The sequence below is a fragment of the Mycobacterium sp. E3247 genome (genome assembly GCF_001667785.1).
Classification (GTDB): domain Bacteria; phylum Actinomycetota; class Actinomycetes; order Mycobacteriales; family Mycobacteriaceae; genus Mycobacterium.
The window spans coordinates 1-15,896 of sequence record NZ_LZJG01000282.1 but is presented as its reverse complement, the minus strand read 5'-3'; the positions used below and the strand labels follow the sequence as shown (position 1 = coordinate 15,896).

General features: G+C 68.5%; 17 protein-coding genes. 12 read left to right on the top strand and 5 right to left on the bottom strand.

The genetic code is table 11. The features are described 5' to 3' along the window. Together A9X04_RS15530 and A9X04_RS15525 are read left to right on the top strand one after the other, a co-directional pair. Positions 1 to 467: HNH endonuclease signature motif containing protein (locus tag A9X04_RS15530; protein WP_156751962.1), on the top strand; the 467-nt coding region annotated here is incomplete at its 5' end. 183 nt (positions 468 to 650) lie between these two features. After that, the gene (locus A9X04_RS15525; protein ID WP_067921935.1) at positions 651 to 1,301 is read left to right on the top strand and encodes a nitroreductase; all 651 of its coding nucleotides are present in this window, start codon (positions 651 to 653) and stop codon (positions 1,299 to 1,301) included. Between the two features lie 14 nt (positions 1,302 to 1,315). Here A9X04_RS15525 and A9X04_RS15520 read toward each other — a convergent pair whose 3' ends face one another. From A9X04_RS15520 to A9X04_RS15510, 3 genes are read right to left on the bottom strand one after another with little or no spacing between them, the layout of a single operon-like run. Next, a complete protein-coding gene (locus A9X04_RS15520; RefSeq protein WP_067921929.1) occupies positions 1,316 to 2,146 on the bottom strand; it encodes an oxidoreductase in 831 nt (276 codons plus the stop codon). A 1-nt stretch (position 2,147) separates the two neighbouring features. Then, complete coding sequence (locus tag A9X04_RS15515) at positions 2,148 to 3,392, bottom strand: hypothetical protein (protein WP_067921944.1); 1,245 nt, start codon at positions 3,390 to 3,392, stop codon at positions 2,148 to 2,150. 22 nt (positions 3,393 to 3,414) lie between these two features. Then, a complete protein-coding gene (locus tag A9X04_RS15510; protein ID WP_067921926.1) occupies positions 3,415 to 3,858 on the bottom strand; it encodes a nuclear transport factor 2 family protein in 444 nt (147 codons plus the stop codon). Positions 3,859 to 3,954: 96 nt separating this feature from the next. Between A9X04_RS15510 and A9X04_RS15505 the strand changes: the two genes are divergently transcribed. Together A9X04_RS15505 and A9X04_RS15500 are read left to right on the top strand one after the other, a co-directional pair. Beyond that, a complete protein-coding gene (locus A9X04_RS15505) occupies positions 3,955 to 4,845 on the top strand; it encodes an SDR family NAD(P)-dependent oxidoreductase (protein ID WP_067921941.1) in 891 nt (296 codons plus the stop codon). Positions 4,846 to 4,847: 2 nt separating this feature from the next. Beyond that, entirely contained in the window at positions 4,848 to 5,669 is an 822-nt protein-coding gene (locus A9X04_RS15500) for a mycofactocin-coupled SDR family oxidoreductase (RefSeq protein WP_067921924.1), read from the top strand. Between the two features lie 65 nt (positions 5,670 to 5,734). On the opposite strand, the gene rpmB is transcribed toward A9X04_RS15500, so the two are convergent. Further along, a complete protein-coding gene (gene rpmB, locus A9X04_RS15495) occupies positions 5,735 to 5,929 on the bottom strand; it encodes a 50S ribosomal protein L28 (protein ID WP_067921921.1) in 195 nt (64 codons plus the stop codon). Positions 5,930 to 6,200: 271 nt separating this feature from the next. On the opposite strand from rpmB, the gene A9X04_RS15490 reads away from it, so the two are divergent. The 3 genes from A9X04_RS15490 to A9X04_RS15480 are packed head-to-tail and all read left to right on the top strand — an operon-like array spanning position 6,201 to position 10,836. Next, positions 6,201 to 7,892, top strand: coding sequence for a DAK2 domain-containing protein (locus A9X04_RS15490; RefSeq protein ID WP_067921938.1), 1,692 nt, complete (start codon positions 6,201 to 6,203; stop codon positions 7,890 to 7,892). A gap of 2 nt (positions 7,893 to 7,894) precedes the next feature. Then, positions 7,895 to 10,126: an ATP-dependent DNA helicase RecG gene (gene recG, locus A9X04_RS15485; protein WP_067921920.1), complete on the top strand. Its 2,232-nt coding sequence runs from the start codon at positions 7,895 to 7,897 to the stop codon at positions 10,124 to 10,126. Continuing rightward, complete coding sequence (locus tag A9X04_RS15480; protein ID WP_067921918.1) at positions 10,123 to 10,836, top strand: HNH endonuclease family protein; 714 nt, start codon at positions 10,123 to 10,125, stop codon at positions 10,834 to 10,836. The genes recG and A9X04_RS15480 overlap by 4 nt, the downstream gene beginning before the upstream one ends. Position 10,837: 1 nt before the next feature. Here A9X04_RS15480 and A9X04_RS15475 read toward each other — a convergent pair whose 3' ends face one another. Continuing rightward, positions 10,838 to 11,683 (bottom strand): aldo/keto reductase, encoded by an 846-nt coding sequence (locus tag A9X04_RS15475; RefSeq protein ID WP_197509178.1) that lies wholly within the window; start codon positions 11,681 to 11,683, stop codon positions 10,838 to 10,840. Between the two features lie 384 nt (positions 11,684 to 12,067). On the opposite strand from A9X04_RS15475, the gene A9X04_RS15470 reads away from it, so the two are divergent. The 5 genes from A9X04_RS15470 to coaD all read left to right on the top strand — a co-directional run bounded on the left by A9X04_RS15470 (position 12,068) and on the right by coaD (position 15,746). Continuing rightward, positions 12,068 to 13,183, top strand: a complete 1,116-nt coding sequence (locus tag A9X04_RS15470; protein WP_067921912.1) for an alpha/beta hydrolase — start codon at positions 12,068 to 12,070, stop codon at positions 13,181 to 13,183. Positions 13,184 to 13,280: 97 nt separating this feature from the next. Next, a complete protein-coding gene (locus tag A9X04_RS15465) occupies positions 13,281 to 14,045 on the top strand; it encodes a DsbA family protein (RefSeq protein WP_067921910.1) in 765 nt (254 codons plus the stop codon). Further along, entirely contained in the window at positions 14,042 to 14,677 is a 636-nt protein-coding gene (locus tag A9X04_RS15460; RefSeq protein WP_067921908.1) for a vitamin K epoxide reductase family protein, read from the top strand. Before A9X04_RS15465 ends, A9X04_RS15460 begins: the two co-directional genes overlap by 4 nt. Before the next feature lie 10 nt (positions 14,678 to 14,687). Next, the gene (gene rsmD / locus A9X04_RS15455; RefSeq protein ID WP_067921905.1) at positions 14,688 to 15,242 is read left to right on the top strand and encodes a 16S rRNA (guanine(966)-N(2))-methyltransferase RsmD; all 555 of its coding nucleotides are present in this window, start codon (positions 14,688 to 14,690) and stop codon (positions 15,240 to 15,242) included. 24 nt (positions 15,243 to 15,266) lie between these two features. Then, the gene (gene coaD / locus A9X04_RS15450; RefSeq protein WP_067921901.1) at positions 15,267 to 15,746 is read left to right on the top strand and encodes a pantetheine-phosphate adenylyltransferase; all 480 of its coding nucleotides are present in this window, start codon (positions 15,267 to 15,269) and stop codon (positions 15,744 to 15,746) included. Positions 15,747 to 15,896 lie beyond the last annotated feature (150 nt).

Here is a 15,896-nt window from a genome sequence, read left to right as displayed (position 1 = left end):
TGGAGGCCGCGGCCGGTAAGGCGTTGACCGCCGGCGGCACGCTGGTGCCGATGTCGGACGTGATCCGCTGGGCGGGCCACGCTCACCATTACTTGGCGATCTTCGACAGGGGCAGGTCGCTTGCGCTGCATCACACCAAACGGTTCGCCTCGCCCGCCCAGCGAATCATGTTGTACGCCAAGGACCGCGGCTGCACGAAACCCGGCTGCGACGCCCCGGCCTACCACAGCCAGGTCCACCACGTCCGCGGATGGCAAGCCACCCGCCGCACCGACATCGACGACCTCACCCTGGCGTGCGGCCCCGACAACCGACTCGCCGAACAAGGCTGGACCACCCGCACCAACGCCCGCGGCGAAACCGAATGGCTGCCGCCACCGCACCTGGACCGCGGACAACCCCGCACCAACAGCTACCACCACCCCGAACGATTCCTCCGCGACACCGACGACGACGAACCCGTTTGACGTAACGACCCGCCTCGCCCGGCCTACGCCGCGCTCGCGATCGCCGCTGGGGTAGATGGGGGCGATCCGCCTCGCCCGGCTTCGCCGCGCTCGCGATCGCCGCTGGGGTAGATGGGGGCGATCCGCCTCGCCCGGCTTCGCCGCGCTCGCGATCGCCCCCAGCGGCCCTGACAACATAGAGCCATGTACGACCTCGAAGACACCATCCGCCAGCGGCATTCGACACGGCTCTTTCTGCCTGACCCGGTGCCGCGCCACCTGGTGGAGGAATCGCTGGAACTGGCCATGCGCGCGCCGTCGAATTCCAACGTGCAGCCATGGCACATGGTGTTCGTCTCGGGTGCGGCGCGCGACCGGTTGGTCGCCGCCATGCTGGAAAGGGCGCGCTCCGAGCCACCCAAGGTGCCGCAGCTGCCCGTCGAGTTCGCCCATTTCCGCAGCGATACCGGCGCACACGTCTACGGTGCGATGGGCATTGCCCGCCACGACACCGAGGCGCGGCGCATCGCCGTGCTGCGCAACTGGGAGTTCTTCCGCGCACCGCTGGGCGGCATCGTGTGCATGCACCGAGACCTCGGCTACGCCGACAGTATGGGCGTCGGCATGTTCCTGCAGACGCTGGTGCTGGCCCTGACCGCGCGGGGATTGGGCACCTGCGTGCAGGTGGCGATCGCCGGCTATCCCGACGTCGTGCGCGAGCAGCTGAACATCCCGCCGGAGCTGAACATCCTGTGCGGCCTGGCGATCGGCTACTCCGATCCCGATTTCCCCGCCAACAACCTGCACATCGGGCGCGACCCGGTGGGCCGGCACGCCGTCTTCCTCGACGAGTGAACTGACGAGTGAACTTACGCACCCTCGAAATTGACGTCCTTGGTGACGGACTTCCATTCCTCGATCGACGACGAGAGCGCGGCGAGCTTGTCGCGCATGGCCTTCAGCACGTCGCGGCCCAGCAGCAGCCGCAGCGGTGGCTCCTCGAGCGTGGTCACCATCAGTACCGCGGCGGCGACCTTCTTCGGATCACCGGGCAGGTGATCGGCGAACTGCTTGATCAAATCCTTGCGCGCCGCCACATCGACGTAATCGGCTATCGGCGTGCCGGTTTCTTTCATCGACCGTGTCGCCCAGTCGGTGCGGAAGGCGCCCGGTTCGATGGCGGTCACCTTGATGCCCAACGGCCGCACCTCGGCGGCGAGCGCCTCGGTGATCGCCTCCAGCGCGAACTTCGTCGACGAGTAATACGCGTTGGGCGGATTGGCGACCAGGCCGGTCATCGATGACATGTTGATGATGTGCCCGGAGCCGCGGGCACGCATGGCCGGCAACACCGCCTTGATCATGTTGACAGCGCCAAAGTAGTTGACCTCGAACAGCTTCCGAACCTCGGCGTCCTCGCCCTCCTCCACGGCGGACAGGTAGCCGTGACCGGCGTTGTTGACCAGGACGTCGACGCCGCCGAACGCCGCCTCGGCCGCCGACACCGCCGCCGCGATCTGCTCGGGGTCCGTCACGTCGAGCGCGACGGCCACGGCGCGATCGCCGAACTCGTCGACGACGTCGCGCACCGCTTCGGCCCGCCGCGCGGTCACCATCGCGTCGTGGCCCGCTTCCAGTGCCGCACGGGCGATTTCGCGACCAAAGCCCGTGGAGCATCCGGTGATCAGCCAACGCGCCACCTCAGGCCGCCCCCTCCGGCAGGCGCCGCAGATACGCGGCCCGGCGCTCGGCGAGTTCGGCTGCCCTCTGCTGCCGACCCACCGGCGGCAGGTGCGGCACCTCGGCGTCGAGCCGGTCCAGCTTGACCACCCGCCCGTGCGCGCCCAGATCTGGGCGGGGACCCGCCTCGCCGAATTCCGCCATCCGCAGCGTCAGGATGCCCTCGCGTAGCCCATCGGAGTCGATCCAGTTGGCCACGCCCGGATCGGTAGGGGAGATCACATAGGTGTAGCCGCCGTCCTCGTTGGCCACCGATTGCGCCTTGTTCAGGCTGCCGGTGCGGTCGAGGATGTCCAGCGTGGTGCCCCAGGTGTTGCTCAGTGGCACCGTGAAGTACTCGGCGCCACCGTCGTTGAGGTCCACCACGAACGCCTCGTCGGGGGCGAGATCGAAGCGGCCCATGACGTAAACCTGGTTGCGCATCGCGCCGGCCTTGTCGGCCGACCAGGCCAGGTCGAAGTGGTTGGCCGGCATCTTGTACACGCCGTGGCTGAGCTTGCCGGTGAAGTTGGCGAAGTAATCCATCATCGCCGCGGTGGCCTCGGCCTGTTCGTCGAGCGTGCGCGCGGGGGTCACCGGCGGGCCGCCGAGCCGTTGCACCTCAAGGTGATTGGGGTCGTCGCGGGCCCAGTCCAGCAGTACGTCGCGGATGTAGAACTCGTGCGCCGCGGGGGAGGTCTGCACGTGGTTGGGCCGTCCGCCGGCGGGGTCGGCATCCACCGTGATGGTGAAGCAGCCGTCGGAGTCGACCCGCATGGTGCGGCCGTTGAGCACGCCGACGGTGCCCATGTGGGCATCCCACAACGTGAAGTAGTTCTCCGTCATCCGGTGCTCGCCCACCCGGCCGTGGATCTCGTAGCGCTCGTCGCCGGAGATCGGGATCACCCGGTACACGCTGTCGGGATTGTCGATGCCCCACCGTGATCCGGGGATGCGCCGGCCCTCGACGCGGTGCGCCAGCCGGGTGATGCAGCTGACCTTCGGCCGCAGCTTGTCCTGGTTGGACGACCACACCGCCGCCGAGAACATCACCTCGGCGAACGCCTCCTCGAACCGCTCCCGCATCGCCTTCGACGCCTTGGCCCGGCCCAGCCAGGTCTCGCCCACCCTCTGATAGGCGGCCTTGACGGTGGGATGCTCGATCAGGTCGAATGCGGCCAGCTCCTGTTCGTGCTGGGATTTGGTCGCGACGGGGTGATCAGGCATGCGCTGCTTCTCGGCCACGCGCTCAGAACTTCAAATGCCGGCTGACGTCGCCGACCTGGTCGACGAACATGGTGCGGCTGTCGAATCGCCAGACGCCGTCCACCCGCGCAAAGGTGTCCTTGTAGTGCCCGGTCACGATCACCTGCAGCGGAAGGTCGGGGGTGGCCTGGGTGACGCAATAGTAGGACGTGCTGCGGGCGGTCCCGTCGGCCTCGTCGATGTACAGCTGCACGTTGGTCGTGTTGTGTTTGGTCTTCGGGGTGCCGTCGGAGTAGATGCGCGTCGCCATCTCGTACATCTCGCGCACCCGGGCGGACCCGGCGAACACCGTCTCCGGTGGACCGTTCTCCACCCCGCAGATGCGCCCGTGTTCGAAGAGCCGGGCCACGCCGTCCAGGTCGCCTCCATCGAGAAGCTCGGCGTAGGTGTAGATCAGGTTGGTGATTTCTCGCGCGCTGTCACTCATGTGGAACCACCTGTCGAGCCGTCTCCTCCGCGTCCGCCAACAATGGTGGCAGAACCGGCCCAATTTACATAGAACCGACCATTACTCTTGATCGCCGTGACGTTACCTTGGACCCCGAGCCGGCTCGGCGACCTGACCGGCAAACGAATCATTGTGACCGGAGCGACCAACGGCGTCGGGCTGGGCACCGCCCGCGCCCTGGCGAAAGTCGGCGCCCACGTGATCCTGGCGGTGCGCAACACCGAGTTGGGCGAGCAACGCGCGGCCGAAATGGGCGGATCGACCGAAGTGGCCCGGGTCGACCTCGCCGACCAGTCCTCGGTGCGGGCTTTCGCCTCGTCGATCGACGACGACATCGACATCCTGATCAACAACGCCGGCGCGCTGACCGAGCGCCGCACCGACACGGTGGACGGATTCGAGAAGACACTGGGCACCAACCTGCTCGGGCCGTTCGCGCTGACCAATCTGCTGCTGCCCAAAGTGCGGACCCAGATCATCAACGTCGGCTCCGACGCGCACCGCTCGGCGCAGCTGCGCCTCGACGACCTGCACCTGCGCCGGCACAAGTGGACGCGGCTGGGCGCCTACGCGCAATCGAAGCTCGCGGTCATGCTGTGGGGCCTGGAGCTGGACCGCATGCTGCGTGCCGCCGGATCCGCCGTCGTCACCCAGCTCACCCATCCGGGCTGGGTGGCCTCGAACCTGTCGCAGCTCGGCGACTCGCCGGTGATGTCGGTGGCCCACAAAGTGGTCAAGGTGGTGGCCGACCGGTTGGCCAACGACATCGACGAAGGCGCGGCGCCCACGCTGTACTGCATCAGCGAACCGCTGCCCCCGGGCAGCTACGTCGGGGTCACCGGCAGGTTCGGCCTGCGCGGAGGGCCGGTGCTGATCGGCCGCTCGCCGGTTGCCTGCGACTACGACACGGCCGCCCGCCTGGTGGCCTTCGCCGAGCAAGAGACCGGCACGAAGCTGGAGGTGTAGTCATGGGTGAGCTCGACAACAAGGTCGCCGTCATCACCGGTGCGGCGCGCGGCCAGGGCCGCAGTCACGCGGTGGCCTTCGCCGAACAGGGCGCCGACATCATCGCCGTGGACATCTGCGCCGATATCGACGCGATTCCCTACCCGCTGGGCACCAAATCGGATCTCGACGAGACCGCGCGGCTGGTCGAAGCCACCGGCCGCAAGGTGGCGCCCGTCGTCGCCGACGTCCGCGACCTGCCGCAACTGGAGGCCGCGGTGCAAAGCGGGATCGACCACCTCGGGGAGGTGGACATCGTCGTCGCCAACGCCGGGGTGGTGGCGATCGGTGACCCGGAAGCCCATTCCGAACCGGTGTTCAACACGATCGTCGACACCAACCTCAAGGGGGTGTGGCACACGTTGCTGGCGACGGTGCCCTCCATCATCCGCAAGGGCCGGGGCGGGTCGATCGTGCTGGTCAGCTCCTCGCAGGGGCTGACCGGCCGGGGCGGCGACGGCAGTGCGGCGATGTTCGCCTACGCCGCGTCCAAGCACGGGGTGGTGGGGTTGATGCGGTCAGCGGCCAATGCCTATGCGCCACACAAGATCCGGGTCAACTCGGTGCATCCGAGCGGCGTCATGACGCCGATGATCCTGAACGACTTCGTCGTCAACCGGATGCTGGAGAACCCCAACCCGGCCGTCTCGCAGATGCTGCTGCCCGACGTGCCGCTGGTCGAAGCGCAAGACGTGACGGAAGCGGTGCTGTGGCTGGTCGGTCCGCGCGCCCGCTACGTGACGGGCGTGTCGATACCCGTCGACGCCGGGCACATCGTGATGTAGCCGGTGATGTAAGCCGTGATGTAGCCGGTGATGTAGCCGTGATGTAGCTGCGGACTAGGCCCGGACTAGCCCCTGGCGACCTTGCCGGCCTTGATGCAGGAGGTGCAGGCGTTGAGGCGCTGCTTGTTGCCGCCCGGGCGGGTGACAACGTGCACGGTTTGGACGTTGGGGTCCCACCGGCGGCTGGTGCGGCGGTGGGAGTGCGACACCGACTTGCCGAAGCCGGGGCCTTTCCCGCAGATGTCGCACACAGCGGCCATTGTTCAAGCTCCTCAAATCTCGGGGGTCCGGCTCGGCGGTCTCACACGTGGCCGGGACATCCCGGGTTGACCCGGGCCCAACCAGGATACCGATTGTCGTGGCAACCACCAAAACGATCAGCACCTTTGTCGTCGCGCCTGGCTAGGCTCAATGGGCCGGGCGGCCCCGCAAGCGGGTGGTGGTCACGGGCAGTCGTCCGCCGAGTCGCCGAGCTACGCTGGCGCCCACCGGGGGCTGGGCACCGGCAGGCACCGGAGGAGGTGGATCACACTGGGACCGTCGGAGCGTCGACTGGACGCGACCACCTTGCGGGACTGGGCGCACACCGCCGTCAGCGACCTCATCACCCACATCGACGAGATCAACCGGCTCAACGTCTACCCGGTTGCCGATTCCGACACCGGGGCCAACATGCTGTTCACCATGCGTTCGGCGCTGGCCGAGGCCAGCGCCGGCCTCGGTTCCGAGGGCGGTTCGGCCTGCGTCGCCAAGGCCGCCGCAGCCATGTCCGCGGGCGCCCTGAACGGCGCCCGCGGCAACTCCGGCGTGATCTTGTCGCAGATCCTGCGCGGCATCGCCGACACCACCGCCGTCGCGGCCGCCGATTCCGGCGGCGAGCTGTCCCACATCGACGCGGCCCTGCTCGGGGCGTCGCTGCGTCGCGGTGTTGACCTGGTCATCACGTCGATGGGCGGGGAGGAGATCCCCGGGACCATCGTCTCGGTGCTGCGCGCCGCCGCCGACGCCGTCGCGGAGTGCGCCCAGGCCGGGGACGACCTCCCCTCGGCGATCGTCGCCGCCGGTGACGCGGCGGTCGTGGCGCTGGAGAAGACGCCCGAACAGCTCGACGTGCTGGCCGACGCCGGGGCCGTGGACGCGGGCGGGCGCGGCCTGCTGGTGCTGCTGGACGCCCTGCGCACCGCCGTCACCGGACAGGCGCCCGCCCGAACCGTGTACGAGCTGTCGCCGCGCGCGCCGCAGCCGCAGGGCGCCGCGGAACGCCCCGCGCCGCAATTCGAAGTGATGTACCGGCTGGAGGGCTGCGATCCGGCCGCCGCCGACGCGCTGCGTGACCGGCTCGGCGAGCTGGGCGACTCCGTGGGTATCGCCGCCGCCACCTCGTCGGCGCAGCGCGCGTACTCGGTGCACGTGCACACCGACGACGCCGGCGCCGCGGTCGAGGCGGGGCTGGCCGCGGGACGGCTGAGCCGCATCGTGATTTCGGCGTTGAGCTCCGGCGCCACCGGGCTGCCGGCCGGCGGCTGGACGCGGGAACGCGCGGTGCTCGCCGTCGTCGACGGGGAGGGTGCCGCCGAGCTGTTCGGCGGGGAAGGCGCCTGCGTGCTGCAGTGCGATCCGGCCGCGGGCGACCCGGTCACCAACATCAGCGCCCACCAGCTGATGCGGGCGGTGGTCGACACCGGTGCCGCGCAGGTGATGGTCCTGCCCAACGGGTACGTGCCGGCCGAGGAACTGGTGGCCGGGTGCACGGCGGCCATCGGCTGGGGCATCGATGTGGTCCCGATCCCGACGGGATCGATGGTGCAGGGGCTGGCCGCGCTGGCCGTGCACGAAAACGACCGGCAGGCGGTGGACGACGGCTACACCATGGCGCGCGCGGCGGGCGCGGCCCGGCACGGCTCGGTGCGCGTCGCGACCGAGAGCGCGCTGACCTGGGCGGGCCGCTGCCAGCCGGGCGACGGCCTGGGCATCGCGGGGGATGAGGTGCTGATCGTCGCCGCCGACGCGACCGCGGCGGCGATCGGTCTGCTCGACCTGCTGCTGGCCTCCGGCGGCGACCTGGTGACGGTGCTGGTGGGCGCGGGCATCGAAACCGACGATGCGGCCGCGGCCCTGGGCGACACCCTGGAAGAACACATGCACGATCACCACCCGGGGACCGAGCTGGTCACCTACCGGACCGGCCACCGCGGTGACGCGCTGTTGATCGGGGTCGAGTAGCCGTGGCGTCGCTGCGCGACCGGCTGGACTTCGTGGTGGGCGCCAAGGCCGCCGACCAGCTCGACGAGGAGCTGGGCATCCGTACCGTCGACGATCTGCTGCGCCACTATCCGCGCAGCTACACCGAGGGCGCGACCCGCTGGGACGCCGACCACCAGCGCCCGCCGGCCGGCGAGCACATCACCATCGTCGACACGATCGCCGAGACCAAGACCTGGCCGATGAAGAAGACCCCGAAGAAGGATTGCCACCGCATCACCCTCGGCTCCGGCCGCAACAAGGTGACCGCGACCTTCTTCAACGCCAATTACCTGAAGAAGGACCTGACCAAGGGCACCAAGGTGATGCTTTCCGGGGAGGTCGGGTTCTTCAAGGACGTCATGCAGCTGACCCATCCGGCGTTCCTCATCCTCGACTCCCCGGACGGCAAGAACCGGGGCACCAGTTCGCTGAAGAACATCGCCATCGCCTCGCAGGCCACCACCGGCGAACTGCAGATGGCGGCGTTCGAGCGGGCGTTCTTCCCGATCTATCCGGCCACCACCAAGGTGCAGAGCTGGGACATCTTCCGGTGCGTGCGCCAGGTGCTTGACGTCCTGGATCCGGTGGATGACCCGTTGCCCGCCGATCTGCGCGACCGGCACCACCTGGTCTCCGAGGATCGCGCGTTGCGCGACATTCATCTGGCCGAGGACGAGTCGGCGCGCATGCGGGCCCGGGAGCGCCTGACCTTCGACGAGGCCGTCGGGTTGCAGTGGGCGCTGGTCGCCCGGCGGCACAGCGAGCTGTCGGAATCGGGGCCGCCGGCGCCGCCGCGCTCCGACGGTCTGTCCGCGGAACTGCTGGGGCGGTTGCCGTTCGAGCTGACCGCGGGACAACGCGAAGTGCTCGACGTGTTCGCCAGGGAGCTGTCGGCGACCCGGCCGATGAACCGCCTGCTGCAGGGCGAGGTCGGGTCCGGGAAGACCATCATCGCGGTGCTGGCGATGCTGCAGCTGGTCGACGCCGGTTACCAGTGCGCGCTGCTGGCGCCCACCGAAGTCCTTGCCGCCCAACATCTTCGGTCGATCACCGACGTGCTGGGCCCGTTGGCGATGGCGGGTCAGCTGGGTGGTGCGGACAGTGAAGGCGGGGTGGCCACCCGGGTCGCGCTGCTCACCGGTTCGATGACCGCGGCGCAGAAGAAGCAGGTCCGTGACGAGGTGGCGAGCGGTCAGGCCGGGATCGTCGTCGGCACCCATGCGCTGTTGCAGGACGCGGTGGAGTTCCGCACACTGGGCATGGTGGTGGTCGACGAGCAACACCGGTTCGGCGTCGAACAGCGAGATCAGTTGCGGGCCAAGGCCCGTCCCGGTGTCACGCCGCACCTGCTGGTGATGACGGCCACGCCGATACCGCGCACGGTCGCGCTGACCGTCTACGGCGATCTGGAAACCTCGACGCTGCGCGAGCTTCCGCGCGGACGCCAGCCCATCACCAGCAACGTCATCTTCGTCAAGGACAAGCCGGCCTGGCTCGAGCGGGCCTGGCGGCGCATCACCGAAGAGGTCGCCGCCGGCCGCCAGGCCTACGTGGTGGCGCCCCGGATCGACGAGACGGACGACCCGGACAAGCAGGAGCAGAACGCCAAACCGTCGGAAACCGCCGTGGGACTCTACGAACGGTTGCGGTCGGGCGAGTTGTCCGGCCTGCGGCTCGGGCTGATGCACGGTCGGTTGTCCGCCGACGCGAAGGACGCGGCGATGGCGGCGTTTCGGGCCCGTGAGACCGATGTGCTGGTGTGCACCACCGTCATCGAGGTGGGCGTGGACGTCCCCAATGCCACCGTGATGCTGGTGATGGACGCCGACCGCTTCGGCATCAGCCAACTGCATCAGCTGCGGGGCCGCATCGGCCGCGGCCAACATCCCAGCCTGTGCCTGCTCGCCAGTTGGGTCTCACCGCAGTCGCCGGCGGGCAAGCGGCTCTCCGCCGTCGCCTCGACCTTGGACGGGTTCGCGCTCGCCGACCTGGACCTCAAGGAGCGCCGCGAGGGAGACGTCCTGGGCCGCAACCAGTCCGGTCGCGCCATCAATCTGCGGCTGCTGTCGTTGGCCGATCACCGCGACGTCATCGAGGCGGCGCGCGACTTCTGCGTCCGAACGTACGCCGACAACCCGACAAGCCCCGAATTGGCTTTGCTGGCAGCACCTTTCGTCAACACCGACCGGATCGAATACCTGGACAAGTCATGAACCGCAAGGTGTTGCTGTGGTTGTGCGCGGTCGCGGCCCTGGCGCTGGTGGTGGCCTACCAGACGGTCGGATCCTCGGCGGCCAGGCACGCGGACGAATACGCGGCGCGCGCCGACGTCCCGACGGTGCAGCCGGGCACGGATGTGCTCGCGGGTATCGCGGTGCTGCCGCTGCGGGCGCACCGGTATGACTACCGCAGGGCCGCGTTCGGCGACGCGTGGACCGACGACAACGACGCCCCGATGGGGCACAACGGTTGCGACACCCGCGACGACATCCTCAACCGCGACCTCGTCGACAAGACGTTCGTGTCGACCAAGCGATGCCCGGACGCGGTGGCCACCGGCACCCTGCACGATCCGTACACCAACAAGACCATCGCCTTTGCGCGCGGCGCCAAGGTCGGCGAGGCGGTGCAGATCGACCACATCGTCCCGCTCGCCTACGCCTGGGACATGGGCGCCTACACCTGGCCCGCCGACGAGCGGCTGCGGTTCGCCAACGATCCGGCCAACCTGCTGGCCGTCGACGGGCAGGCCAATCAGGACAAGGGCGACGCGGCGCCCGCGCAATGGATGCCGCCGAACGCCGCGTTCGCCTGTCAATACGCCATGCAGTTCATCGCGGTGCTGCGCGGTTACGCGCTACCGGTGGACCAGCCGTCGACGGGGGTTTTGCGTCAGGCGGCGGCCACCTGCCCGGCGGGCTGACTCAGGCGCCCTCGAAGGTGTTGGGGTCCGGGCGCAACCTGGTGCCGTCGTTGAGCCCGTTGATCGCGTCCATGTGCTCGGCGGCCAACTCGAAGTCGAACACGTCGAGATTCCCGGCGATGTGCTCGGGCTTGGCCGACCGGAAGACCACCGCGTTGCCCAGCTGCAGGTTCCACCGCAGCAGCACCTGTGCGGGAGTCTTGCCGTACTCGCCGGCGACCGAGGTCAGCGTCGGGTTGTCCATCAGCTTCCCCAGCGCCAACGGCGTGTAGGCCTGGGTGACGACGTTGTGCTCGGCGTCGGCTTTGCGGATCTCGGCCTGATTGAGCAGCGGGTGCAGTTCGACCTGGTTGACCGCCGGCGTGACGAAGGTCAGGTCGATGATGTCGGTGACATGCACTTCGGTGAAGTTCGAGACGCCGATCGAACGGGCCAGCCCGTCCCCGCGGCACTGGATCAGCCCGCCGAACGAATTCACGTACTCACCCCGTGACGGCACGGGCCAGTGAATCAGGTACAGGTCGAGGTAATCCAGGCCGAGGCGCTCCAGGCTCTCCTTGCACGCCTCGATGGATCGCAGGAATCCGTGGTCGGCGCTGGCCAGTTTGGTGGTGACGAACAGTTCCGCGCGGGGAATTCCGGAGGCCGCGATGGCGCGGCCGACAGCCGCTTCGTTGCCGTAGGCGGCGGCGGTGTCGATCAGCCGGCAGCCCATCTCCAGCGCTGCCGAGACCGCGCGTTCGGTCTCGTCCTCCGATAAGTCCGCGACACCGAGGCCAAGCACCGGCATCGTGTTTTCGTCATTAAGCGCTACAGAGGGCACGGCAGCGCCCGACTCGCCAGCCAATGTCATTCACCTGCCTGTGAAATTGAAGGGTCGTGGGGCCAACCTGATGCCCTCATCGAGCGAGGAGATCGACATTGCATCGGCGCCGAGTTGAAGGCGCTGAGTTCGAAAATCGAACACGTCGAAGCTGCTCGCAATCCGTTAGGCGGTTCGGCTAGGGGATCACGATATTACCGGCCTGGAAAATACCACCTCATCAACGGCGCGGCGGGGCGCGGTGATATCCGCCCCTGGTCCGCATTTCACAAATTCCGCACCACGTAGAGTTGGTCACACGGCGCACCGGAACCGGTAATCGGCCTGCCGGTAGGCGCGCAGCCCAGGCACGAGCCGCGCCCGCTCGGTGGCCGCCGGGGCCGAAGACGTTCAACCGAGGGAGTGTCCATGACCAAGAGCGTGCCCGCGCCCGACCTTCACCTCGGTGTGAAACACCCGCCCATGCGCCTGGCCAGTCGCATGCAGGGCGCCGTATCCACGATCGGTGTCAAGGTCATTCCGTGGATCCCGACACCCGCCAAGCGCGCGCTGTTCGGGGGCCGCTCGGTGACCATCGACGGCAACACGCTGGATCCGACGCTTCAGCTGATGCTCTCCGGTCTGCGGGCCGTCGGAATCGACGGCCTGGTCGTCGACGACGACCCGGCTGCATCGCGCGCTCAGATGCGCCAGCTGTCGCTCGAACTTCCTGGCCCGCAGATCCACGTCGACGTCGATGACCTGTCGTTGCCCGGGCAGGCCGGTGACATCCCCGCGCGCCATTACCGTCCCGCCAACGGGGCGTCGGCGCCGCTGCTGGTCTTCTATCACGGCGGCGGATGGTCGATCGGCGACTTGGACTCCTACGACGCGCTGTGCCGGTTGACGTGCCGCGATGCCGGCATCCACGTGCTGTCGATCGACTACCGCCTGGCCCCCGAACACCCGGCCCCGGCCGCGGTCGAGGACGCGTACGCCGCCTTCCGCTGGGCGCACGACCACGCCGAGGAGCTCGGCGCCGCGCCCGGCCGGGTCGCCGTCGGCGGCGACAGCGCGGGCGGCAACCTGGCCGCCGTCGTCTGCCAGCTGGCGCGCGACGAGGGCGTGCCCGCCCCCGTGCTGCAGTGGCTGATCTACCCGCGTACCGACTTCACCACGCAGACCCGCTCGCTGAGCCTGTTCGCCCGCGGGTTCCTGCTGACCAAGCGCGACATCGATTGGTTCGAGTCGCAATACCTGCGCCGTTCGAGCGTCGACCGGGCGGATCCGCGGGTGTCGCCGCTGCTGGCCGAGTCGCTGGCCGGGCTCGCCCCGGCGCTGATCGCGGTCGCGGGTTTCGATCCGCTGCGCGACGAGGGCGAGAGCTACGCGGCGGCCCTGCAGGCCGCCGGAACCCCGGTCGATCTGCGGTGCATGGGTTCGTTGACGCACGGCTTCGCCAACCTGTTCCAGCTCGGCGGCGGCAGTGCCGCCGCGACCACCGAGTTGATTTCGGCTCTGCGTGCCCACCTGAGCCGAGTCTGACCTGTCGCGCGGTCGGCGTCGGTAACCTAGAGGCGCCCACGAACGATTGACGCCCATCGACGAATGACAACCCGAGTACCGAAGGATCACGCAGACTGTGGCCGACAAATCCAAACGCCCCCCGCGCTTTGACATGAAGGCCGCCGACGGTAAGTCGGGCCGGCTGATTCAGATCGGTGGGACCGCCGTCGTCGTCATTTTCCTGGTCGCGCTGGTCTCCTACATCGTGGTCACACACCACAAGAAGACCGCCGCCATCGGCGGGGGCGACACGGTGCGCGTGACGTCGAGCAAACTGGTCACCCAGCCCGGTACCAGCAACCCCAAGGCCGTGGTCACGTTCTACGAGGACTTCCTGTGCCCGGCCTGCGGCAACTTCGAGCGCACGTTCGGTCCGACGGTGTCCAGGCTCATCGACGTCGGTGCCATCGCGGCCGATTACTCGATGGTGTCGATCCTCGACAACGCCAGGAACCAGAACTACTCCTCGCGGGCGGGCGCCGCGGCGCTCTGCGTGGCCGACGAGTCCCTCGACGCGTTCCGGCGATTCCACACCGCGCTGTACACCACCGACTTGCAGCCCAGCGAACGCGGCACCAGCTTCCCGGACAACGCCCGGCTGATCGAGCTGGCCCGCGAGTCCGGCGTCGTCGGCAAGGTGCCCGACTGCATCAACAGCGGCAAGTACATCGCGAAGGTCACCGCTGAGGCGTCGGCCGCGAAGATCAACGCCACGCCGACCATCAAGATCAATGGCGACGACTACGACCCGTCGACACCCGACGCCCTGGTGGCCAAGATCAAGAGCATCGTGGGCGACGTGCCGGGCATCGACGGCGCCGTGGCCCCCGCGGCCGCGTGACCACACCGGTGTCAGCCGAAACCGGCGACCTGACACCGCAATCGCGTCCCGAAGCGGGCGTACCGGCGCCCAGCGCGTGGTGGGTGCTGATCGCCGGCGTGATCGGCCTGGCTGCCTCCGCGACGCTGACGGTGGAGAAGATCGACCTCCTGCTCAACCCGGCGTATGTGCCGTCGTGCAACTTCAACCCGATCCTGTCGTGCGGCTCGGTGATGGTCACCCCGCAGGCGTCGGTGCTGGGATTCCCCAACCCGCTGCTGGGCCTGGTGGCGTTCACCGTGGTGGTCGTGACCGGGCTGCTCGCCGTGACGAAAGTCCGTTTGCCGCAATGGTATTGGATAGGACAGACGATCGGCCTGGTGATCGGCGCGGTGTTCGTGCACTGGTTGATTTACCAGAGCCTGTACAAGATCGGCGCGTTGTGCCCGTACTGCATGGTCGTCTGGGCGGCCACCATCACGCTGCTGGTGGTCGTCGCGTCGATCGCCTGCCGTCCCGCGCTGCAACGCCGGGACCACGGTGTGGCGGCGGTGCTGTACCAATGGCGCTGGTCCGTCACCGCGCTGTGGTTCACTGCCGTGTTCCTGCTGATCATGGCGCGGTTCTGGGACTATTGGTCGACGCTGCTGTAAGTGTTGGCAGGTGACCCGGATCATCGGCGGCGCGGCGGGGGGCCGGCGGATCACCGTGCCGCCGCGGGGAACCAGACCCACCACCGATCGGGTGCGCGAGTCGCTCTTCAACATCCTGACCGCGCGCCATGACCTGACCGGCGCCGCGGTGCTGGACCTCTATGCCGGTTCGGGCGCACTGGGATTGGAGGCGTTGTCACGCGGTGCCGCCTCGGCGTTGTTCGTGGAATCGGATCAGCGCAGCGCGTCGGTCATCGCACGCAACATCGACGCCCTGGGTTTGGCAGGTGCGGCGGTGCGCCGCGGGGCGGTCGCAACCGTTTTGGCGGCCGGGACCGCGAGGCCGGTCGACCTCGTTATGGCCGACCCGCCCTACGACGTCGAGTCCGCCGAGGTCGAAGCCATGCTGGCCGCTTTGGTCACGCATGGTTGGGTGGCTGCCGGAACCGTGGCGGTGGTGGAGCGCGCGGCGACCGGCGCGCCGTTGACCTGGCCGGCTGGCTGGTCCGTGTGGCCGCCGCGCGTGTACGGCGACACCCGGCTGGAGATGGCCGAACGACTCTGAGGCGGGCGTGTACCGTCTTTCGTCATGAGTGGCGCGGTATGCCCGGGGTCGTTCGATCCAGTGACGTTGGGCCACATCGACGTCTTCGAGCGGGCGTCGGCCCAGTTCGACGAGGTGGTGGTGGCGATCCTGACCAATCCCGCGAAGAAGGGCATGTTCGACCTCGACGAGCGGATCGCGATGATCACCGAGTCGACGACGCATCTGCCCAACCTTCGCGTCGAGGCCGGTCAGGGCTTGGTGGTCGACTTCGTCAGGTCGCAGGGCATGACCGCCATCGTCAAGGGGCTGCGCACCGGCACCGACTTCGAATACGAGCTGCAGATGGCGCAGATGAACAAGCACATCGCCGGTGTCGACACGTTTTTCGTCGCGACGACACCGCGGTACTCGTTCGTGTCGTCCTCGTTGGCCAAGGAGGTCGCCACGTTCGGCGGTGACGTCTCGCAGCTACTGCCCGAACCGGTCAACCGCCGGCTGCGCGAGAAGCTCGCCCGCTCCTAAAGCTTTGTGCCGCAACTGGCTTCACAGGCTACGGCCTGTCGTCATCGTCGTCGTCGCGTAGGAGTTTTTCTCCGGTGGTGGTAGGGGTTGGTGCGGGGTTGGCCGCGGTCCAGGTGCGGTGGCGGCAGCCATTCGGTTTCGCCGCGGGCG

Bases quoted from the DNA above. Each gene is read 5' to 3' on its own strand.
- A9X04_RS15525 (WP_067921935.1), top strand. From the start codon at position 651: ATGTACGACCTCGAAGACACCATCCGCCAGCGGCATTCGACACGGCTC.
- A9X04_RS15515 (WP_067921944.1), bottom strand. From the start codon at position 3,392: ATGCCTGATCACCCCGTCGCGACCAAATCCCAGCACGAACAGGAGCTG.
- A9X04_RS15510 (WP_067921926.1), bottom strand. From the start codon at position 3,858: ATGAGTGACAGCGCGCGAGAAATCACCAACCTGATCTACACCTACGCC.
- A9X04_RS15500 (WP_067921924.1), top strand. From the start codon at position 4,848: ATGGGTGAGCTCGACAACAAGGTCGCCGTCATCACCGGTGCGGCGCGC.
- rpmB (WP_067921921.1), bottom strand. From the start codon at position 5,929: ATGGCCGCTGTGTGCGACATCTGCGGGAAAGGCCCCGGCTTCGGCAAG.
- A9X04_RS15480 (WP_067921918.1), top strand. From the start codon at position 10,123: ATGAACCGCAAGGTGTTGCTGTGGTTGTGCGCGGTCGCGGCCCTGGCG.
- A9X04_RS15470 (WP_067921912.1), top strand. From the start codon at position 12,068: ATGACCAAGAGCGTGCCCGCGCCCGACCTTCACCTCGGTGTGAAACAC.
- coaD (WP_067921901.1), top strand. From the start codon at position 15,267: ATGAGTGGCGCGGTATGCCCGGGGTCGTTCGATCCAGTGACGTTGGGC.